This window comes from Rhodopirellula baltica SH 1, from assembly GCF_000196115.1.
Classification (GTDB): domain Bacteria; phylum Planctomycetota; class Planctomycetia; order Pirellulales; family Pirellulaceae; genus Rhodopirellula; species Rhodopirellula baltica.
The window spans coordinates 6,533,004-6,554,647 of the sequence record NC_005027.1; the positions used below are offsets into that span (position 1 = coordinate 6,533,004).

The 21,644-nt window shown below is 57.2% G+C and carries 12 protein-coding genes, 1 other RNA gene and 7 pseudogenes; 4 read left to right on the top strand and 16 right to left on the bottom strand.

The window, feature by feature from the left end:
- Positions 1 to 45 precede the first annotated feature (45 nt).
- From RB_RS25160 to RB_RS25185, 6 genes are all read right to left on the bottom strand, one after another.
- Positions 46 to 1,503: a sigma-54-dependent transcriptional regulator gene (locus RB_RS25160; RefSeq protein WP_011123577.1), complete on the bottom strand. Its 1,458-nt coding sequence runs from the start codon at positions 1,501 to 1,503 to the stop codon at positions 46 to 48.
- Positions 1,504 to 1,936: 433 nt separating this feature from the next.
- Positions 1,937 to 3,670, bottom strand: a complete 1,734-nt coding sequence (locus tag RB_RS25165; RefSeq protein ID WP_164923040.1) for an SHD1 domain-containing protein — start codon at positions 3,668 to 3,670, stop codon at positions 1,937 to 1,939.
- 117 nt (positions 3,671 to 3,787) lie between these two features.
- Positions 3,788 to 7,039 (bottom strand): carbamoyl-phosphate synthase large subunit, encoded by a 3,252-nt coding sequence (gene carB / locus RB_RS25170; protein ID WP_011123580.1) that lies wholly within the window; start codon positions 7,037 to 7,039, stop codon positions 3,788 to 3,790.
- Positions 7,040 to 7,277: 238 nt separating this feature from the next.
- Complete coding sequence (locus RB_RS25175) at positions 7,278 to 8,345, bottom strand: exonuclease domain-containing protein (RefSeq protein WP_011123582.1); 1,068 nt, start codon at positions 8,343 to 8,345, stop codon at positions 7,278 to 7,280.
- A 408-nt stretch (positions 8,346 to 8,753) separates the two neighbouring features.
- Positions 8,754 to 10,250 (bottom strand): DUF1501 domain-containing protein, encoded by a 1,497-nt coding sequence (locus tag RB_RS25180; RefSeq protein WP_011123584.1) that lies wholly within the window; start codon positions 10,248 to 10,250, stop codon positions 8,754 to 8,756.
- Positions 10,251 to 10,310: 60 nt separating this feature from the next.
- Positions 10,311 to 12,815, bottom strand: coding sequence for a DUF1553 domain-containing protein (locus RB_RS25185; RefSeq protein ID WP_164923041.1), 2,505 nt, complete (start codon positions 12,813 to 12,815; stop codon positions 10,311 to 10,313).
- 312 nt (positions 12,816 to 13,127) lie between these two features.
- Here RB_RS25185 and thrS point away from each other — a divergent pair, with 312 nt between their 5' ends.
- On the top strand, positions 13,128 to 15,359 hold the full coding sequence (gene thrS / locus RB_RS25190) for a threonine--tRNA ligase (RefSeq protein ID WP_007329329.1): 2,232 nt from the start codon (positions 13,128 to 13,130) through the stop codon (positions 15,357 to 15,359).
- A 336-nt stretch (positions 15,360 to 15,695) separates the two neighbouring features.
- Here thrS and RB_RS25195 read toward each other — a convergent pair whose 3' ends face one another.
- Complete coding sequence (locus tag RB_RS25195) at positions 15,696 to 17,102, bottom strand: dipeptidase (RefSeq protein WP_011123589.1); 1,407 nt, start codon at positions 17,100 to 17,102, stop codon at positions 15,696 to 15,698.
- A 182-nt stretch (positions 17,103 to 17,284) separates the two neighbouring features.
- On the opposite strand from RB_RS25195, the gene RB_RS25200 reads away from it, so the two are divergent.
- From RB_RS25200 to RB_RS25210, 3 genes are read left to right on the top strand one after another with little or no spacing between them, the layout of a single operon-like run.
- Positions 17,285 to 17,635 (top strand): ATP-dependent Clp protease adaptor ClpS, encoded by a 351-nt coding sequence (locus tag RB_RS25200; protein WP_007329331.1) that lies wholly within the window; start codon positions 17,285 to 17,287, stop codon positions 17,633 to 17,635.
- 33 nt (positions 17,636 to 17,668) lie between these two features.
- Positions 17,669 to 18,955 (top strand): tRNA (N(6)-L-threonylcarbamoyladenosine(37)-C(2))-methylthiotransferase MtaB, encoded by a 1,287-nt coding sequence (gene mtaB, locus RB_RS25205; RefSeq protein WP_011123590.1) that lies wholly within the window; start codon positions 17,669 to 17,671, stop codon positions 18,953 to 18,955.
- Complete coding sequence (locus RB_RS25210; RefSeq protein ID WP_007329333.1) at positions 18,952 to 19,305, top strand: nucleotide pyrophosphohydrolase; 354 nt, start codon at positions 18,952 to 18,954, stop codon at positions 19,303 to 19,305. The genes mtaB and RB_RS25210 overlap by 4 nt, the downstream gene beginning before the upstream one ends.
- A gap of 69 nt (positions 19,306 to 19,374) precedes the next feature.
- On the opposite strand, the pseudogene RB_RS25215 reads toward RB_RS25210, so the two are convergent.
- From RB_RS25215 to rnpB, 9 genes and pseudogenes are all read right to left on the bottom strand, one after another.
- A pseudogene (locus RB_RS25215) lies at positions 19,375 to 19,608 on the bottom strand (DUF1589 domain-containing protein); the annotation flags it as partial.
- Positions 19,541 to 19,744: pseudogene (locus RB_RS28690) on the bottom strand (hypothetical protein); the annotation flags it as partial. The pseudogenes RB_RS28690 and RB_RS25215, both read right to left, overlap by 68 nt.
- Positions 19,720 to 19,818, bottom strand: a pseudogene (locus RB_RS28695) (hypothetical protein); the annotation flags it as partial. The pseudogenes RB_RS28695 and RB_RS28690, both read right to left, overlap by 25 nt.
- Positions 19,788 to 19,919, bottom strand: a pseudogene (locus tag RB_RS28700) (hypothetical protein); the annotation flags it as partial. The pseudogenes RB_RS28700 and RB_RS28695, both read right to left, overlap by 31 nt.
- A pseudogene (locus RB_RS28705) lies at positions 19,904 to 20,017 on the bottom strand (hypothetical protein); the annotation flags it as partial. The pseudogenes RB_RS28700 and RB_RS28705, both read right to left, overlap by 16 nt.
- Positions 19,963 to 20,094 (bottom strand): annotated as a pseudogene (locus RB_RS28710) (hypothetical protein); the annotation flags it as partial. The pseudogenes RB_RS28710 and RB_RS28705, both read right to left, overlap by 55 nt.
- A pseudogene (locus RB_RS28715) lies at positions 20,079 to 20,168 on the bottom strand (hypothetical protein); the annotation flags it as partial. The pseudogenes RB_RS28710 and RB_RS28715, both read right to left, overlap by 16 nt.
- 4 nt (positions 20,169 to 20,172) lie before the next feature.
- Positions 20,173 to 21,213, bottom strand: coding sequence for a ThiF family adenylyltransferase (locus tag RB_RS25235; protein ID WP_164922490.1), 1,041 nt, complete (start codon positions 21,211 to 21,213; stop codon positions 20,173 to 20,175).
- Between the two features lie 24 nt (positions 21,214 to 21,237).
- An RNA gene (gene rnpB, locus RB_RS25240) (RNase P RNA component class A) lies at positions 21,238 to 21,642 on the bottom strand.
- Between the last annotated feature and the right edge of the window lie 2 nt (positions 21,643 to 21,644).

Below are 21,644 nucleotides of genomic sequence, written 5' to 3' on the forward strand. Positions count from 1 at the left end.
TCGAAACTTGCGAGTGGAAAAGCGCTGTGTTACCGAGGTGAAGGTCTACGATTGAGCTGCTGCTTCGTCTTCATCTTTTTTGTATTGGTCGAGTCGACGGTAAAGAGTTCGGGCACCGATTTGCAGGATCTTTGCCGCCTCTTCTCGATTGTTGCCGGTCAGTTTCAGCGTCTCTTCGATCGCCCAGCGTTCGATTTCAGCGAGTGGTCTGCCGACGAAACTCATGTTGCCTTCGATCAAAGCGGGGCCTTGAGATTCTTCGCCCTCTTGAGGTGTCTCGTCGATCAGTTCCGGCGGCAAGTCGTCTTCGTCGAGTGACCCATCGGTGTCCAGCACCACCATGGTTTCGACGAAGTTTCGAAGCTGGCGGATGTTGCCGGGCCAGTCGTACGCGAAGAATTTCTTGGTCACTGCGGGAGTGAAATGGGCAGACGATTTGCCATGTCGCCGCAAGAACATTTTTCGGAAATGGTCCATGAGAGCGATCACATCATCGCGTCGCTCTCGGAGTGGCGGCAACTCGATCGTCACGACTTTCAAACGGAAGTAGAGATCGTTTCGGAATGTTCCTGCATCGATCATTTCTTCGAGTGGTCGGTTGGTCGCTGAGATCAAACGAACGTTGACCTTGATCGACTTGTTCCCACCGACGCGAGTGATCTGGCTTTCCTCCAGCACTCGCAACAATTTGATCTGGGTGCTCATCGGCATGTCGCCGACTTCGTCCAGGAACAGCGTCCCGCCATTGGCGTATTCAAACGCACCTTCCCGGTCGGAGACCGCGTCGGTGAACGAACCTTTGACATGGCCGAACAGTTCGCTCTCGACCAAGTTCTCAGAAACAGCTCGCGTGTTGAGTGCAACGATGCGTTTGTTTTTGCGGGGGCTGTTTTGATGGATGGCCTGCGCCACCATTTCTTTTCCGGTTCCGGATTCACCGGTGATAAGCACCGTCGCGTCGGTGGCGGCAATGCGTCGCAAACGGTCGATGACCGTTTGCATCTTTTTGCTGGTGTAGATGATGCCTTCGAAGCCAAAACGCTCGTCGAGCCGCTGCATCAACTCGGTGTTTGTCCGTCGGAGTTCGACGTTCTCGGCCGCCTTCTCGACGATGGCTCGCAAGCGACTGGGGGTGATCGGTTTCTCGAGAAAATTGAACGCGCCCTGCTGCATCGCTTCGACAGCGATCGGCACCGTCGCGTGCCCGGTCACCATGACGACTTCGCATTCGGGCAATCGTTCTTTTGCCAGAGCCAGGATTTTCATTCCGTCGACATCGTTCATCACCATGTCGGTGATGATGATGTCGAACGTTTCTCGCTGGATCAGTGCGGCGGCGTCGGGGCCGCTGGTCGCGACCTCGCAAACGTAGCCAACCTTTTCCAGGCTCTCCGTCATCGCCCGCGCGTGGGCAGCCTCATTGTCGACCACCAGCAGACGGTACTTCGAACGATCCGGCGGTTCGGCGGTGGAATCGGGGGCGGCAGTGAGATCGGAAGTCATTCAAATCAGACGGATGACGAGAAGGGCTGGCGAAAATCGACCCCATTTCGTGGTCGTGAGCCCTTGATTCTAAGCCAGTCCAGGTTCCTGGGAACCATGTCTCCGAAACCGGTTCTCAGGGCCCTCGGAAGTTGTCGGGGGAAGCGGTGCAGGTGACGCCGGCTCGCACGCAATCAGTCGCGGAGCGACGGAATCTGGCAGCCTTGGGTTTCAACCCAAGGTTGGGTTGAATCTCGATGGTGAGCAAGTCGCGGAGCGACGACAGCCGGGGACATGATGATCCCACCTGTCGCCACTCCGCGGCTTTTCATTGGACGCACCTGCCGGGAACCTCGGGTTGAAACCCGAGGCTGACAAATGCCACCGCTCCGCGGTTGGGTAGACCGAGGCAGCACGCTAGGTGAGGGGCAACCCGGCGTCCTGAGGCTGATCGCTATTCCGTTACGACTTGGAATGGATTGGCGGCGGCTTCGGATTCCTTTTGGAATCGTTCCGCCAGGTCGGCGTCCTTCTTTGAGAGTGCTGTCACCGGGACTTCGATCGTTTTGTTGTCGGCGGACTTCAGGCGAAGCTTGCCATCCTTCACCGCCAGGAACGATGCCTCGATTTTGAATTTCCCGGTTTTGTCCGTCCAGGTCCGGATGACATCCATTTCAGCTTGGGGATCTTCGTCGTCCATCTCATCCGGTTCATCGATCGCCACCTTGGGTTTTGGAGCCACACGCCGAGTTCGCGGTGCGGGCCGCGTGTCGACAGGTTGCTGAACCGTATCGGGTGGGTAACGCAACATCGATACATTGACGCGTTCGACTCGACCATGACCACCGACGGACTGCACCGAGACTTCGTTGCGAGCATGGATTTCTTTGACTTCGACCGCTTCGTAGCCGCTGAATCGTTCTCGTGATTTGGCCAGAATCTGACCGACAACCAAACGGCTGGCCGTTGTGACTGGCCCACCGGTCCGCTTCACCGTCCCAATCCCGCGGCTGTAGTCGCGACGATCCTCTGCCATCTGCTTGAGCGATTCGTCGTAGCGGGCCGCAGCCGAATAAAAGGAGGATTTCCGATTATCCTTGGACATCTCGGCTCGCTGCAGAAGTGCCTGCGCGAGTTCGGGATCTTGGCGTTGATTCCTCGAGTTGAGCTCCATCATCGCGCGATGAGCGATCGTGAAGGAAGATTCGGGACCGAGAGCCTTGATCCATTCTTTGCGTTCAGCATCGGTGAAGGGGCGTGTGCGTTTGAGTTCAGCCTCCTTTGCCGCAGCGATTTTGGCGTTGCGTTCCTGCTGAGTCTCGCGAACCAAAGAGATCGACACGGGAACTTTGATTTCCACGCCATCGTCGACTTGGAAGATCACTCGATTGATTTGCAGTTGTTCATAGAAGCCATCGTCTAAGTTGAAGAACGCGATGCCTTCACCTTGCATCTTCAGTGGTGGGTCGGATTCGGGAGCGGACAACTCGTATTGATGGTCAATCTTCATCCGGTTTCGAACCGCTGGATGAGCAACGTACTTCCATTTCTCGGTTGCGATGGAAAGTTTTTTATTGTTCAGGCCCGCGTGGCTGGCAAACAAAGGCGTCATTCCAAAGGGGCTGCTGACCCGGGCGATGGTGGTTGTGTCAGATTCGTTCCAGGTCACTGCGACATCGGCACCATTGTCCGCCGCTCGTTGATTGACGGGGATCGCATTGGCCGGAGGGAGTGGAACGATGGCAAGTTGGCCGAGCGTGCCGAGCAGCAATCCCATCATCTCATCCCGCTGCGCGACCTCGACGCTTCCGAGCGGTGTGATTCCCAGCAACGCCCCTCGGCAAGACACCGATTCCAGCGTTGGCAAAGGCGAATCGTTGCTGCTGCGGAAGAAGGATGACGAGCGAGAGTACGTGCCTTCTAGATGGCCGGTCACGTTCAGCTGAATCAATTCCGGCGTGGCGGATTTGACTTGATAAGTCAACGTGCCAGGGTATTTGCCCGCGTCTTTACCGATCCCGATCTGAATGTTGATCTTGTAGGTGACCGTTTCGCCAACCTTCGAGCTGAAACGAACCGGTTCAGCGGCTGAGGCAGAAGCCGAAACCAGCAACGAGCCGGGGACCGCCACGCCAAATAACAGCATGCCGACCAGGAAGGTCAACGAACCATTCAATCGATGAGTCATGTCGTCGTCGCCTGATGAAATGGGATGGAGGACCCCCATGTTAATGACTCGACGCATCCTCTGTGAACGGAAACAGCCGCTCAAAGGCGGCTGTTTCTTGAAACGTTCACAATGCAATCAGACGTTCTGTGCGTACCGACGTTGCAGCGATTCGACTTCCATCGGAGTGTCACGCATGGCAACCATCGCTCGCACGGCGGCTTCCGCGGCGGCCAGAGTGGTGATGCACGGCACGCCATGTTGCACGCCGGCAGCTCGGATCTTGCCTTCGTCAGTCCGAGCTCCCTTGCCTGACGGAGTGTTCAGAATCAACTGAACGTCGTCGTTTTTCAGGTAGTCGATCAGGTTGGGGTGACCTTCGGAGAGCTTCTTGACCCGGGTCACAGCGATTCCGTTGGCTTCCAAACGAACCGCGGTTCCTTCGGTCGCCAAAAGTTCAAAACCCAACTCGATCAAAGACTTGCCGAGTGACTCGGCGGCTTCTTTGTGGTTGGCAGAGAGCGACAAGAAGATCTTGCCAGATTCTGGCAGCACGGTCCCCGCAGCGAGTTGGCTTTTGGCAAACGCGATCGAGAACAATTCGCTGACACCCATGACTTCGCCGGTGCTTCGCATCTCGGGGCCGAGCACAATGTCGACGCCGGCAAATTTCCGGAATGGCAACACGCTTTCTTTGATCGAAACGTGGCGTGGAATGGGTTCTTCCGTGACGTTCAGTTCTTTCAACGTCTTGCCGGCCATGACTTTGGTCGCCAAGTTTGCGACAGGAACTCCGGTCGCTTTGGCAACGAACGGCACGGTGCGGCTGGCACGCGGGTTCACTTCCAAAATGTAAAGCGTTGGCTGCGTGCCTTCCATTTTGACGGCGAACTGAATGTTCATCAGCCCAACCACGTTCAGGCGTGCGGCCAGCTTTCTCGTCGCATCGCGAATTTCGGCCAGGACCGGTTGAGTCAGGCTGAACGGTGGGATGCAGCAAGCCGAGTCACCCGAGTGAACACCAGCTTCTTCGATATGTTCCATGATCCCCATGATCACGCAATCGTTGCCATCGCTGATCGCGTCGACATCGACTTCGGTAGCGTCTTCGAGGAACCGGTCGATCAGAACAGGCTGTCCATCGGCGACGATGAATGCCTCGGCAACGTAGCGAGCGAACTGGGAGTGGTCGTAGCAGATCTCCATCGCACGGCCGCCGAGCACAAAGCTGGGGCGAACAAGCGCCGGATAGCCAATGCGTTTGGCTTCGACTCGCGCTTCGTCCATGTTGCGAGCGATGCCCGATGGCGGTTGCCGCAGGCCGAGTTCGTCGATCAGGCTGCTGAACAATTCACGGTCTTCGGCGGTGTCGATCGTGTCGACGCTGGTGCCGATGATCGGCACGCCGGCCTGTTCCAATCCACGAGCCAAGTTGAGCGGCGTTTGGCCACCGAACTGAACGATCACACCATCAGGCTGCATCGCGTCGCAGATGTTCAGGACGTCTTCGATCGTCAAGGGTTCGAAGAACAAGATGTCCGATGTGTCGTAGTCGGTGCTGACTGTTTCTGGGTTGCTGTTGACCATGATCGATTCGATGCCCATCTCTTGCAGGGCAAACGAAGCGTGGCAGCAGCAGTAATCGAACTCGATGCCCTGACCGATTCGGTTGGGGCCACCACCCAAGATCACGACACGTTTCTTGTCGCCCTTGGCTGGCACTTCGGTTTCGGATTCGTAGGTGCTGTAGTAGTACGGCGTGAAAGCTTCAAATTCAGCCGCACAGGTGTCGACACTTTTGTAGACCGGTCGAATGCCCATTTCCAAACGTTTCGCTCGGACTTGGGATTCCGTTTTCGACGTGATCGTCGCGATTTGACGATCCGAGAATCCGCGACGTTTGGCGTCTCGCATTGTGTCTACATCGATCGCGTCCAGCTTTCCGATCGCGCGTAGGTTGTCTTCGGTTTCGATCAGTTGTTGCAGGTGATCGAGGAACCATGGGTCGATGTTGGTCAGCGAATGAATTTCCGCCGCCGTCATTCCGTCCTTGAATGCATAGCGGATGTAGAAAACTCGCTCGGAACCGGGAGTCGACAACTTCGCACGGATTTCGTCGCGGCTTGGTTGATCTTCGGTTCCCCAGAGATCCTTCGGGTCACTGCCAAATCCGAATGCGCCGACTTCCAAGCCACGCAGGGCTTTTTGGAACGACTCTTGGAACGTTCGTCCGATCGACATGGTTTCGCCGACCGACTTCATTTGAGTCGTCAGTGTCGCGTCGGCTTCGGGGAATTTCTCGAACGCGAATCGAGGCATCTTGGTGACGACGTAGTCGATCGTCGGTTCGAAGCAGGCTTTGGTTTTTTGCGTGATGTCGTTGGGCAATTCCCACAAACGATATCCCACGGCCAATTTCGCAGCGATCTTTGCGATCGGGAAACCGGTTGCTTTGCTGGCCAACGCCGAGCTTCGACTGACTCGCGGATTCATTTCAATCACGATCATTCGGCCCGTGTCAGGCTCGATCGCGAATTGGATGTTGCTGCCGCCGGTCTCGACACCGATTTCGCGAATGACAGCCAGCGAAGCGTCACGCATCCGTTGGTATTCTTTGTCGCTCAACGTTTGGGCGGGGGCGACGGTGATGGAGTCGCCCGTGTGGACACCCATTGGGTCGAAGTTTTCGATGGCACAAATGATCACGACGTTGTCGTCGCAATCACGCATGACTTCCATCTCGTACTCTTTCCAGCCGATGATCGATTCTTCGATCAAGACTTCGGTGACGGGCGATTGATCCAGTCCGTTTTGGACCAGCGAATCGAAGTCGTCTTTGTTGTAGGCAATCGCAGAACCACTGCCGCCCATCGTGAAGGATGGTCGAACGACGGCGGGCAAGCCAACTTCGGCGAGGGCTTTGCGTGCATCGGCGAGCGTTCGGACGGTGAAGCCTTTGCAGACATCCAGGCCGATTTTGTCCATCGCTTGTTTGAACTGTTCGCGTTCTTCCGCTTTGGCGATGACCTTGGCGTTGGCGGCGATCATTTCGACGCCGTATTTTTCGAGCACGCCGTTGGCGTCGAGGTCCATCGCGACGTTCAGGCCAGTTTGGCCACCCAGGGTCGGCAGCAATGCATCGGGGCGTTCTTTGGCGATGACCTTTTCGACGATCTGCCAAGTCAACGGTTCGATGTACGTTGCGTCGGCGGTGGCCGGGTCGGTCATGATCGTCGCTGGATTGCTATTGACCAGCACGACCTCATAACCTTCTTCACGCAACGCTTTGCAGGCTTGGGTTCCTGAGTAGTCGAATTCGCAAGCTTGGCCGATAACAATCGGGCCACTGCCAATGAGCAGAATCTTCTTGATGTCGTCGCGACGCGGCACGGAAACGATCCCAAAAGAGGGCGGAGGGGCTCGAATGGCTGACGATTTGGTCGAGAGCCCACCGGCTGTGGGGGCTCAGGTTCGACGACGCCTGCCGTGAAAATTTCGGGAAGGATAACACGGTTTGCCCTCGGCGCAGAGGACCGGGGATCGGATCAAAATCGATTCGCCGAGAACTCTTGGTAGGATCCACCTTGCAGCCCCAGATTGGCGGCAAATTCGTCGGTAGGACGAATGTTCACATCGCGATGATCATTTCCAGAAACTCGTGTTCCGTCATGATTCTCAGGGGGGCTCCTTCGGCTGCCAGCTGTCGAGCGGTCGCCTCTTTGACGCTCATCGTGCGACTTGCCTGAACCGTTCGCGAATCGGGGTCACCGACGACGACCAAGTCCGTTTTTCGCGAAACGCTGGATTGGCACTTTCCTCCGCAACGAGATGTCAGCATTTCAGCTTCCTCCCGCTGCAGCTTTTGAAGCACCCCGGTGAAGACCACTTTGCGTCCCTCGAGCGGTCGAATGAAGTCGGCACGAATCATCAATCGCTGCAAATCCACGCCGCTGTCGCTGATCCCGCAGGGACGGGGCGGCTCGATGGCGAACGAGGCGGATCCGGCCGTCGAGTTCGAAATGGTGGAACTAGTCATCGTCGATCCAGCGATCGCGACTTCGGGAGCCCGTGACGGCGAGCGACGCGGGGAAGATTTTCGTCGGGTCGATGCACGCCTGGACGTTGGCCCTTTCTTTCCCCAAGCACCTGCACTGCCCCGAGACAAGGAAAGCTTCGATTCCAAAGTCTCCAGGCTGGTCGCCCCCGAGTCTTCCGCCGCGGCCAAAGCGATCTTGGCACAAGCGATCGAATCTTCCAGAGCATCGTGGTGGCGGAACCGAATGCCCAACCAATCCGACAGTGGTTTCAACCCAAAGCGAGGTTGCTGGGGCCAAGTCCGACGGGCGATCGCTCGCGTGCAACTGTATTGCATGTCGGGAACAGGATGGTCGTGCGATTCCAAACAAGCCATCAACACGCCGAGGTCAAAGCTGGCGTTGTGAGCGATCAAGCAATCATCGCCGAGCGTGGATTGGATCTCCGGCCACAACTCGCCGAACTCGGGTTCCTCCCGCACCATCCCGGGAGTGATGCCGTGGATCTGAATGTTGGCGGGTGAAAACACAAACGGTCGCGGGCGAATCAGCCAGCACGCCGAATCAACGATCTCTCCGCCGCGAACGCGAACCGCCGCCAATTGACAGGCACTGTCTGAGCGACGCGTCGCCGTTTCAAAATCGATCGCGGTGAAATCCATGACGCATTTCTAAGTCGGCTCGCTTTGACTTGTCAAACCCTGTGCGAAACGTTTGCTATTGGCGTTCTGATAGCGAATGCAATTTTTCTTCCGGTTTCTGTCTTTCTTCATCCCGGTAGGGATTTCAGATGGTAGCCGGGGGTTGCTGCGTAGCAGCGTACCCCTGGAAAACGAGCCCCAGAAAAACTCTCCATCCCGCCGTGGCCAAAGGCCACGGCGGGATGGAGAGTGGCGGCGTGGGGGCGTGTCCATCGGTGGCGCTATCGCTTACCGACGGCTACCATCCGGCATCCCTACCGGGATGAAAACCTGCGCAAACGCATGGCCACCACAAGCCCAAACATTTCGTAGTCCAGGCGAACGCCTTGACGGCTCAATCAATCAACACTCTCGAAAGAACCGAATTCATCAAGCCAGGATGTCGTGGATGACGTGGGCTTCTTCCACGCCAGTCAATCGTTGATCGAGGCCGAGGAACGGGAACGTCAACCGTTCGTGATCGATTCCCAATTGGTGCAAAATCGTTGCGTTGAAATCTCGCACGTGGACTGGGTTTTCAACGACGTTGTAACTGAAGTCATCGGTGACGCCGTGCGTGATGCCGCCTTTGACACCACCGCCGGCCATCCAAGTCGTGAAGCAACGTGGATGGTGATCGCGTCCATAATCCTTGTGCGTCAGTTTGCCCTGGCAATACGTCGTGCGTCCAAATTCTCCCGCGAAAACGACCAGGGTGTCATCGAGCATTCCGCGTTGCCGCAAATCGCGAATCAAGGCGGCACATGGTTGATCAACATCGTAAGCTTGGCCACGAATCTTCTTCGGCAAGTGTGAATGGTGATCCCATCCGCGGTGAAACAGTTGCACAAATCGAACGTCGCGTTCGACCATTCGGCGTGCCATCAAGCAGTTGCGAGCGAACGAGCCGCTCTTGTGGACTTCCGGGCCGTACATCGCCAACGTGTCTTCGGTCTCTTGGCTCAAGTCGGTCAGTTCCGGCACCGAGGCTTGCATTCGAAACGCCATCTCTTGTTGAGCGATGGTCGTCAGGATTTCTGGGTCACCGATTTGCTGCATGTGTTGGCGATTCAAATCCGTGACCAAGTCCAGCATCTTTTGTCGGCTTTCGCGGTTCACACCTTCCGGATTGGAAAGGAACAAAACCGGATCACCGGAAGGTTGGAACGAGACGCCTTGGTGTTTGGACGGCAGATAACCGGATCCCCACAATCGACTGTAGAGAGCTTGGATGTTGGCTTTGTCGCCGCTCCAGAAGGCGGAGTTAAGCACGATGAAGTCGGGCAGGTTTTCGTTCATCCGACCCAGGCCGTAGCTCAGCCAAGAACCCAAGCTCGCTTTGCCGGGGATTTCCGATCCGGTGCAGAACAGCGTTTTGCCCGGGTCGTGATTGATCGCGTCCGTGTGCGTGGATCGAATCAAGCAAATGTCATCGATCACGGTTCCGAGGTGAGGCAACAGTTCGCTGAGATGGATCCCGTTTTCGCCATGCCGCGAAAATTCGAACATCGATGGCGCGATGATTTGTTTCGTGCCGCGAGTCATCGCGGTGACTCGTTGCCCGTTGCTGACGCTGGGCGGCAGCGGTTGCTTGAACTGCTTGGCGAGCTCGGGTTTGTAATCGAACAAATCCATTTGGCTGGGGGCACCCGCCATGAACAGAAAGATCACCCGCTTGGCTTTGGCGGGAAAATGCAGACCTTCCAACTCACCGGCCTTCAAGTCCGTTGCTTGCTTGTCAATCGATTTGGCTTCGTTGGCGTTAGCACGAGCGACGATTGATCCCAACGCGGTTGCTCCGAGTCCCATGCCGGATTGCTGCAAGAACTGACGTCGACCCGATAGGTTGGCCAGCGTTTGGAAAGCGGCGTTTTGCGAAGTGTTCATGGCGAGGTCTGTGAAAGAATGGTTCGGATTCGTTGGCGGTTTGCAGTCGGGAAAGTGGCGTCATTCCCGCGTTCGAACACAATCCAAATTCAAGATGGAGTGAATCACCATAGTCCATGCGGCCAAACGAACCTGGTCGGGCGCGGATGTCACGGACTGGACAACCGGATCCGTGCATCGTTGCACGAGTGCGGTGGCTTGGCCCGGTTGAGATTCATACAGCGATTGAAAGGTCTCGAGCGATCGCGACAACGATTCGAGAGCCGCATCGGTTGGCGGTCGCGAAGTGATGGTTTCGTAGGCAACGGCCAAACGTTTTTGATGGCCGCCGTCTTCGGCATTCAACGTTTCATCATCGAGCAATCGTTTGGCCAGCGTCGTCGATGCACTGAAGAACTGAGGTTCATTCATCAGCATGAGGGCCTGCAGCGGCGTGTTGGTTCGTTCGCGTCTGGCAATGCAACTGTCGCGGTTGGGTGCGTCAAAGATGGTCATCTGCGGCGGTGGCAAACCGCGTTTCCAGAACGTGTAGACGCTTCGACGAACGGCTTTCTCACCCGAGTCGGGGACGTAGCTGTTGGGGTACGAAGTTGGCATCGCAACGATCTTCCACAATCCTTCCGGTTGTGGTGGTTTGACACTTTTTCCGTACATCGTCGGGCTGAGCAGACCGCAAACGGAGAGCACTTGGTCGCGAATCACTTCTGCGTCGAGACGATAGCGAGAACCGCGAGCGAGCAATCGGTTCTGCGGGTCGGCGACAAAGGATTCTGGAGGGGCGATCGATGACTGCTGATAAGTTTCTGTGTTGACGATCGAACGCATCAAACCCTGCACATCCCAGCCAGAATCGATGAATTCGATGGCAAGGTGATCGAGCAATTGGGGATGCGACGGCAGTTGGCCTTGGGCGCCAAAGTCTTCGGATGTTTTGACCAGTCCGACGCCAAACAGTTGCTGCCAGAAACGATTGACAGCGACGCGGGCGGTCAGCGGGTTGGTTGGATCCACCATCCACTGCGCCAAATCCATGCGTGTTTTCGGCGTGTCGGGATCGTCGGCACCTGGTAGCGGTGGTAGGAACGAAGGCGTGTCGCGAGTGACGACTTCACCGGGGGCATCGTAGGCACCGCGGATCAGGATGTGAGCGGGACGAATTTCAGCTCGCTCTTTCATCACGAGCGTCGCGGGGACGTTCACTAGAACGCTGTCGCGTTCTTGGTTCAGCTTCGCGATCGCGGCTTGAACCTGTTGCAGTTTTTGCTTGCGCTGTTCTGGTGATGTTTGGGGCTCGGCCCTCCCCTCGCTTCGCTCGACCCTCTCAGAGGGAGGGTGAAGTTTGGAAGCGTCGGGAGCTTGTTTGTCTGGTTCCGGTTTGGGTTGCAGGTCTTTCGCTTCCGTTTGCAGGCGAGCGATCTCGGCGCTGAGGCGTGTCAGCGTTTGGGATTGTTCTTCCGTCGGGAATTCGATGTATGGCGGTTGCAGCCCGCGTTGAAAATCGGTGCCGCGACGGCCTCCGGTTTCGGGACCACCGTCGAAGTTGTTGAAGAACGCGTACAGCGAATAGAAATCCTTCTGCGAGATCGGATCGTATTTGTGGTCGTGGCAAACAGCACACTGCAGGGTCAGACCCATGAACGCCGTGCCGACCGCAGATACTCGATCGACGACATTCTTGACGAAGCTCTCTTCGGGCAAGGCTGTCCCGCGATCGATGATCAGGTGCAACCGGTTGAACCCTGACGCGGTCAATTGATCGACGCTGGGATCGGGATGCAGATCGCCGGCGATTTGATCGACAATGAACTGGTCAAACGGCAGGTTCTCGTTGAATGCACGAATCACCCAATCGCGATAAGGTGTCATCTCCCGGTAGTGATCGTGATGCATCCCGTTGGTGTCAGCGAACCGGACGAGGTCCAACCAGTACCTCGCCATGTGCTCGCCAAACGCAGGTTTCGCGATGATGCGATCCACTAAGTCTTGATAAGCGGTTTCGGAATCGTCGTTCAGGAACGCATCGATCTCTTCGGCGGTCGGCGGCAATCCGGTCAGGTCCAGTGACAGACGGCGGATCAATGTTCGTCGATCGGCTCGGGGACGCGGGGTGAGTCCTTTGGATTCCATCTTGGAACTCACAAAGCGATCGATCGGGGCATCCCACTCATCGTGCACCAGATCGGGCAATGGCGGTTTGCTCGGCGAGACAAATGCCCAGTGCGTTTCATAGGGAGCACCTTGCTCGATCCACTGTTTCAGAATCGTGATCTGCTCGGGCTTCAGTGGCTTGTGCATGTCCGGCGGCGGCATGATCGAATCGGGATCTTCCGATTCGATCCGGACCAGCACCTCGTCCAGATCGGCTTCGCCCTCGATATCCAGCCGGAATCCCGCTGCATTGTTGTTTTCGTCGGGGCCGTGACAGGCGAAACAATGGTTCGAAAGAATCGGCCGCACGTCTTCTTGGAAAGAGACCTCATCCGCGTTTGCCGGCAAGACCGAGGCGAGAAGGAGCGTGAGGACGCTGAAACCGAGCGAAATCGGACTCGCCGCGGCGGAAACCACGGGGGAAAAAGACACAGGCATTCGCGAGGCGGGGGTGGGTGAGGAGCGAATTTGGAGGGCAAGTTCCATTTTGGTCCACCTCCGGAGTCATCGCAACTGAATAGAGCTGTCTGCGTCGCGAAGTGCGGAGGAATGTCGCGACTTTGCTTTGTCGAGTCATGCCAGGGGTGGTTTTGTCGCCGAAAGGGCCGTGGAAACCCAAGGCGAACTCGAACTGAACTTCTGCTGTCCCCCCCTGAACCGCTATTCTTGGCAGTCGATTCGCGACTTCGTATCTCGCGACCCATCCTTGTTCAGAAAGAAAATTGTCTGATGTCCGCTGATTCCCCTTCGTCCCCCGCTTCTTCCCAGGCCGCCGAAGTTCAAGTCCGACTGCCGGACGGCTCGCTGAAAACCCAACCCGCTGACGCCACCGCGATGGATGTCGCGAAAGAGATCAGCGAAGGTCTTGCCCGCAGCGTCGTGGCCGCCGAAGTCGACGGCACCATTGTTGATTCATTCCGTCCTCTCGGCGAAATCGCTGACGATGAAAATGTGGTTCCGCTTCGTTTGCTGACCACGCGTGATGAATCGGCTCTCGATGTGCTGCGTCACTCGGCCGCTCACGTGATGGCTCGCGCCATCATGCGAATCTACAAAGGCGTTTCGCTGGCGTTCGGTCCGACCACCTCGGGTGGTTTTTATTACGATTTCGACATGCCAGAGAAAATCAGCGAAGACGATTTTCCAAAGATCGAAGCGGAAATCAAAAAGATCATCAAAGCCAAGGAACCGTTCGAACGTTTTGTGCTCGAACGTGACGAAGCCCGCAAACTTTGCGATGACCTCGATCAAGACTTGAAGGTTGAACACATCGAAACCGGTTTGGGCGATCAGGCCACGGTCAGCTTCTATCGTCAGGGCGAGTTCGTCGACCTTTGTCGCGGACCTCACATTCCTCACGCCGGCATGATCAAAGCGATCAAACTGCTGAGCGTTGCGGGCGCGTACTGGAAAGGCGACGCTTCGGGACGTCAGTTGCAACGCGTCTACGGAACCGCTTTCTTTGATAAGAAAGAGTTGGCCAGCTACCTCGAGCAGATCGAAGAAGCCAAACGCCGTGACCACCGCGTGCTGGGCAAACAGCACGGTCTGTTCGCGATCAATCCTGAAGTCGGGCAAGGTTTGTGCTTGTGGTTGCCCAAGGGAGCTCGCGTTCGCGTCACGTTGGAAGACTTCTTGCGTCGCGAATTGCTTTCGCGTGGTTACGATCCGGTGTACAGCCCGCACATCGGTCGCGTGGAAATGTACGAAACCAGCGGCCACTTCCCTTACTACCGCGACAGCCAGTTTGCTCCGTTGTTCGGCAGCGAAGTCGGTGGATTGTTGGACGCGTGGAGCACTCGGCTCGACAAAGATGATTTGTCCAAGGACGACGAAGACAAGTTGATCGCGGCGGCGGAAGTGTTTGGCGTCAAACTGCCCGATTACAAACCGTCGGCGTCCAACGACGCGAAAAAGGATGTGCTGCATCGCTGGCAATTGAATCACGAGCGTTATCTGCTCAAGCCAATGAACTGCCCTCACCACTGTCAAATCTTTGGTGCCCAGCCGCGATCGTATCGTCAGTTGCCGCTGCGGTTGTTTGAGTTCGGAACCGTTTACCGTCACGAGCAAACCGGCGAACTGAACGGGATGATGCGGGTGCGTGGTCTGACGCAAGACGACGCGCACATCTTCTGCACCGCCGATCAAGTCGAAGAAGAATTCCGTGCAACGATCGAGTTGACCAAGTTCGTGCTCGAGTCCGTTGGGCTGGATGATTACCGCGTGCAGTTGTCGCTGCGGGATCCGGACAGCAGCAAGTACGTCGGCAGCGAAGAGAACTGGGATCACGCCGAAGGTGCTCTGCGAGGTGTGCTGGAACAGTCCGGTTTGTCGTTCAACGAAGAGCCCGGTGAGGCAGCGTTCTACGGTCCCAAAGCGGACTTCATGGTTCGTGACTGCATCGGTCGTTCGTGGCAGTTGGGAACGGTGCAGTTGGATTACAACCTGCCCGAACGCTTCAAGCTGGAATACAAAGGCAACGACAATGCGACTCACCGCCCCGTGATGATCCACCGCGCACCGTTTGGTTCGCTGGAACGATTCACCGGGATGCTGATCGAGCATTTTGCTGGTGCGTTCCCGATGTGGTTGTCGCCCGAGCAGATTCGTGTGTTGCCGTTGTCGGACAAGTCCGTCGAATACGCGACCGCGGTGGCCAAGCAACTCGACGAAGCCGGGTTCAAAGTCACCGTCGATGCATCCGATGGAAAGGTCCAAGCCAAGATTCGCAACGCCCAGATTGACTTGGTCAACTACATGGCCGTTGTGGGGCCAAAGGAAGCTGAGTCAGGACAGGTCGCGCTGCGTGACCGAATCGAAGGCGACCTCGGATCGATGCCGATCAAAGAAGCGATCGCGCGTCTGCAAAAAGAAGTCGAGACGCGTCAGGTCCGCCAAGCGGTCAAAGGCAGCACGGTGTCGATCGCCGAAACCGGCGGTGCCGCGACCGATTATTGATCGCGGGTTTTCCGTCGCCGGCGGTCTCCGCGAATGCAACCGCGGAGCGGTGAAATTTGTCAGCCTCGGGTTTCAACCCGAGGTTTGGAGTGGCAGCACGAATGCCGGCAAGCCGCGGAGTGGCGACAGGTGGTTGCGAGGTGTTTCCGGCTGCCGTCGCTCCGTGACTTGGGTGGCGCGGGTGGCGTCAAAAAACCTTGGGTTGAAACCCAAGGCTATTGGCTGTCGTCGCTCCGCGACTGGTTCTGCCGGATTCGTTCGTGCCTGATCTGATCGCGACCGATCGATCCGCGACTGGTTGTGCGGGGGACTGAACCGCGAATGCCACGTCCCACCTCACGCGGATGCGATGGCTTGCCAGAGCGAGGCGGAGGCTTGGATGCCTCGGTGGAAATCTTCGAGTGAGAACTTTTCGTTGGGGCTGTGAGCGGCATCGTCGTTTTGGCCCCAACCGAGAAGCAAGCAATCGCAATCCAGGACTTCTTGGAACCGAGCCAGGATTGGGATCGAGCCGCCTTCGCGAATCATCACGGGTGGTGTTCCGAACGCTTTCTCGATCGCGACGCTGGCTGCCTTGGCGTAGCGGCTGTTGGCATCCGCCAACATCGCACCGGCACCGTGATCGGGTTTTAGCGTCCAGCGGATACCCGGCGGGCAATGACGCTCGAGGTGAGATTCGATCAACCCGGTCAGACGTTTCGGGTCTTGGTTGGGCACCAATCGGAAGCTGAACTTCGCGGACGCTTTGGCAGGCAAAACCGTTTTGACGCCTTCGCCTTGATGTCCGGAGGTCAAACCGTTGATGTCGAGCGAGGGACGCGCCCAGCGTCGTTCATCGGTTGTGTAACCCGCTTCGCCGTGCAGTTCGGACGCACCGACGCTGCTCGCGAATTCGGCGTCGTCGGCACCGAGTTTCTTCCAAGCCTCGCGTTCAATGTCGGTAATCGGGGCGACATCGTCATACAGGCCCTCGATTGCGATTTTCCCGTTCGCGTCTTTCATGCTGGCTAGCAACTGACACAGAGCCATGGCGGGGTTGGCGACCGCACCACCGAAGCTGCCGCTGTGCAGGTCGTGGCTCGGTCCGTCGACGAACAATTCGTACGTTGCAATGCCTCGCAGGCCGCACGTCACGGCGGGCCGACCCGGTGCGTACTGGCTGCTGTCGCTGACCACGACCACGTCGCAGGCCAACTTTTCAGCGAGCTCGGGCAACCAATCGTCCAGGTTTTGGCTGCCGACTTCCTCTTCGCCCTCGATCAAAAATTTGATTTGCAGCGGCAAGGGTTGTCCGCTGGCGAGCCAATCGCAAACGCTGTGAATGTGCGTCAGGACTTGGCCTTTGTCGTCCGTTGCACCGCGGGCAAAGACCTTGCCGTCGCGGACAACGGGTTCGAACGGTGGGCTGGTCCAAAGATCCAGCGGCTCAGGTGGCTGGACGTCATAGTGCCCGTAAACCAGGGCCACGGGGGCACCGGGGACTGGCGGGGTGGAGGCAACCAGCAGCGGGAATCCGTTGGTGGAGATGGATTCGGTTTGCAGGCCGGCCGCGTTCATCTTTTCAAGCAACCAAGTGGCGGCCTGGTGAACGTCGTCGCGGCGGGTCGAATCGCTGCTGATGCTTGGGATTTTCAACCACTCAATCAATTCGGCTTCGTGACGCTGTTTGCCGTCGTCCAATCGCGACTGAACTTCGGCGGGCAACTGAGACGCGGATGAGGAAGATTGTTCGGGTTGGGACATCAAATTGCATTGCGAAAGAGAATCGAGCAGCGTGCCGTCGAATGCGGAAAAATCCGTATTTGAGGACTAACAGGTCCATCTGGACGTCTTTACAATAGCACTTCACGAACCAAAACAGGACCACCAAGCGGCAGGATGAGACGCCGCTGTTGCCCCAAATTTCACCAGGAGTTGTTGGAAGCATGTCCGATCATTCCGCCGCCGTTGCCGAGCCCGATGTGGTCACGGAAGAAGAACAACGCAGCGATCGTAAACCGAAACGACAACCGCCCTACCATGTCATTTTGTGGGACGATACCGACCACAGCTATGACTACGTGATTTCGATGATGAAGCGTTTGTTCCGCATGCCCATCGAAAAAGGCTATCAGGTCGCGAAAGAGGTCGACAAAAGCGGCCGCGCGATTTGCATGACCACAACATTGGAACTGGCGGAACTCAAACGCGATCAAATTCATGCGTTCGGCAAAGACGAACGACTGGACCGTTGCAAAGGCAGCATGTCTGCCACCATTGAACCTGCTCGCGGCTGAGCGGGCCCGAGGCTGAACGAGCATTCTTTTCTGATGACGGCGAAACTTCGAACCCGCACACTGGGCTGCAAAGTCAACCAGTACGAAACCGAACTGGTGCGGCAGGGCCTGCAAACGATCGGGTACGAAGACGCCAGCGATGGCGAATCGGCTGACTTGTGCATCGTCAACACGTGCACGGTCACCGAAACCGGTGACGCGAAAAGTCGGCAGGTTGTCCGGCGTCTGAATCGCGAAAATCCAGACGCCCGGATCGTGGTGATGGGTTGCTACGCCACGCGAGCTCCTGAGGAAGTCAGTGCCCTGCCAGGCGTTGTCGAAGTTCTGACCGACAAGCGAGAACTCGGCGATTTGATGGGCCGCTTTGGCGTCATCGATGTGCCCACCGGTTTGTCCGGGTTCGCAGGCCGCAAACGGGCGTATGTCAAAGTCCAAGATGGTTGCTTGCTTCGTTGCAGTTACTGCATCATCCCGATGGTGCGTCCCAAACTGCATTCACGGCCCAGCCAAGAAATCGTTGACGAGGTCACTCGCCTGGTCGACGCCGGGCACCGCGAAGTCATCCTGACCGGCATCCATTTGGGCCACTACGGAGTCGACTGGAACCGCAACAAACCTCGCGAGGAATGGGTGCGGTTGGCTCACTTGGTCAAGGATCTGTGTCAGATCCCCGGCCAGTTTCGAATTCGAATGAGCAGCATTGAGGCGACCGAAGTCACTCGGGAACTGATTGGCGTGATGGCCGAGTTCCCTGAGAAGGTCGTCCCGCACCTGCACCTGTGCTTGCAATCAGGAAGCGATTCGGTTCTGCGTCGTATGCGTCGACGCTGGGGCACGAAGATGTTTCTCGATCGCTGCCGTCTGCTTCGTGAATCATTGGACCGACCAGCGATCACGACCGACATCATTGCCGGATTCCCGGGCGAGACCGAGGAGGAATTCGAGCAAACGTTGCGGACCTGCCGCGAAGCTGGATTTTCAAAGATTCACGCGTTCCCCTATTCTGCTCGTCGAGGCACGCCGGCTGCCGAACGTGACGACCAACTCGACAAAGGGTTGATCTCCGAACGAGTCGATCGGTTGGGTGAGGTCGAAGCTGAGCTACGGCAACAGTACTACAAAACGTTGGTCGGTTCCAATTTGGAATTGCTGGTTGAAGAGGTGACACCTGACGGGCGTTTGCAGGGAACCACATGTCGTTACGCGTTGGGATCGATCGAGCGTCCTGAAAACGCGAGCGAAGCGGATGCTCTTCGTGAAAACGATCTGATCACGGCACGTGTGGTCAGCGTTCAAGACGATCGATTGGAATTGGCGTGACCTCACCGCCTCGCAAAGACGACGTTGCCACCGTCGATGAATTGAAAGCGATCGTGCATCAGTTTGTTGATGAACGGAATTGGCATGAGTTCCACCAGCCCAAAAATTTGGTGATGTCGCTGGCGATTGAAACCGCGGAGCTGATGGAGCATTTCCAGTGGCTCACGCCGGAAGAATCCGCCCGGGTGAAGGACGACGAGCAGAAGCTTCATGATGTCGGGGAAGAGGTTGCGGATTGCTTGGCATACCTGCTCGCGATCGCGAACAAATTGGACATTGATTTGTCGACCACATTGCGGGCCAAGATGATCCGCAACGCGATCAAATACCCGGTTCCGAAAGACGAATAGACGCGGCGATCGTAGGCCAGGTTCCACCTGGCGATGGCACTTGGCTGGTGAACGTTGCTCTCGCGAAAGCGTTTTGATGACGCCTCGCTTTGTTCCAAAGCATCGGCGTGGGCGCCATGTTGAACATGGCCTACGAGGATTGCGAACCGCATTCTGGCGAATTCGGCTACGAGTCGGGGTGGCTGCTGTAGGCCAGGTTGTACCTGGCGATGGTTGTTGGCCGGTGAAGGTTGCTCTCGCGAAAGCGTTTGGATGACGCCTCACTTTGTTCCAAAGCATCGGCGTGGATGCCATGTGGAACATGGCCTACGTGGATTGCGAACCGAATTCTGGCGAATCCGGCTACGAGTCGGGGTGGCGGTTGTAGGCCAGGTTGTACCTGGCGATGGTGCTTGGCCGGTGAACGTTGCTCTCGCGAAAGCGTTTCGATGACGTCTCGCTTTGTTCCAAAGCATCGGCGTGGTCGCCATGTGGAACATGGCCTACAGGATTGTGAACCGAATTCTGGCGAATCCGGCTACGAGTCGGAGCGGCGGTTGTAGGCCAGGTTGTACCTGGCGATGGTTCCTTGCCGGTGGAGGTTGCTCTCGCGAGAGCGTTTGGATGACGCCTCGCTTTGTTCCAAAGCATCGGCGTGTGCGCCATGTGGAACATGGCCTACGGGAGCGTGAACCGAATTCTGGTGAATCCGGCTACGAGTTGGTGCGGCGATCGTAGGCCAGGTTGTACCTGGCGATGGTTGTTGGCCGGTGGAGGTTGCTCTTGCGAAAGCGATTGGATGACGCCTCGCTTTGTTCCAAAGCATCGGCGTGTGCGCCATGTGGAACATGGCCTACGGGATTGTGAACCGAATTCTGGCGAATCCGGCTACGAGCCCACGTAGCGGTCGTAAATGGATCTGGCGTGAGGGATGTCGCGGACTCCGCTGATCACCGCTCGACCGTCCCGAAAGAGAGTCAGTGTTTGATCGTCCGGTAGCTGAAGACGCGTAAAGAAGCGTGTCGCTTGGACCGTTGCGACGCTGTTCCAACGCTCGGCAATCTTGCTCAAGTCAACGCGGCGAGTTCCACCGGGAATCTGCACCGCGTTGCGACCGCAAAGTGTTTCCGCTTGCGAGACGCCCGCTTCCGCCGCATCAAGGAATTCGCGTTGGCCACCCGAGCAAGCCGGGCATTGGCTCGACAAATTTTCGTCGATGGCGACCTCGCGAATTTGATTTCGCCAAAGATCGATCGACAGCACTCGTGGGTTGATTGCAGATGTGTTGCCTGAAAGGAATTTCAGGGCTTCGGAGGATTGTAGGCTGGCGATCAAATGTGTCGCCGGGCCGATCACTCCTGCGGTATCGCAAGTCGCCACTTCTCCAGGGTCGGGCACCTCCGGGACGAGGCACCGAAAACAAGGAGACACGCCCGCAAAGAAACGGACTTGTCCATTGGCACCGACACAACCACCGTGCACCCATGGAGTGCTTGTCGAAAGCGACCAGTCATTGAGCAGCAATCGCAGGGTGAAGTTGTCGGCTGCGTCGATCACCAAGTCGACGTCAAGAAGGTTCTCGGCGATGTTGCCGGGGTGAATGTCCGCGACGACTACCTCGATCACCACGCTGGAATTGATACGACGCAGATGACCTGCAGCAGCCTCGGCTTTCGCGAGGGCTTGCTCCGCATCGGATTCAACGTAGAGACTTTGCCGTTGCAAGTTGCTCCATTCAATCAGGTCACGATCGATCAGACGGATGTGCCCAACTCCCGCGCGTACGAGCAATTCCGACGCGACAGAACCGAGGGCACCGCAGCCCAGGATCGCGACACGTGCGGATTCAATTTGTGCTTGGCCCGCTTCACCAATTGGGGCAAACTGTGCTTGGCGGACGTATCGATCGTTCGGGTCGGAGATCGCCATGAGTCTCAGGGCACAAAGAAAAGCAAAACGAGTGGGCTTGTAAGCCGGGTTCTGTGCCGATGCGAGCATCGACGGTGACCATTTATCTGTGCACGACGATTGCTCGTCGCCTCCACTGCGACCTACCCGGATGTCGATAACGAGGCGGGCCGCCTCGATGATGCACCCTGTTTGGTCTAGCTCCGGATGGGGTTTACCGAGCCGATCAAGTCACCCTGATCGCTGGTGCGCTCTTACCGCACCGTTTCACCCTCACCACGCATGACACCGCAAGCGGCGTCACCGTTCGGCGGTCTGCTCTCTGCTGCACTTTCCCTGGCCTCACGACCGGTCGACGTTATCGACCATCCTGCCCTTCGGAGCCCGGACTTTCCTCCAGCCGGAAACGCGGGAACCGCGAACCGTGCCAGCGGTCACCCCGCCCACTCGTC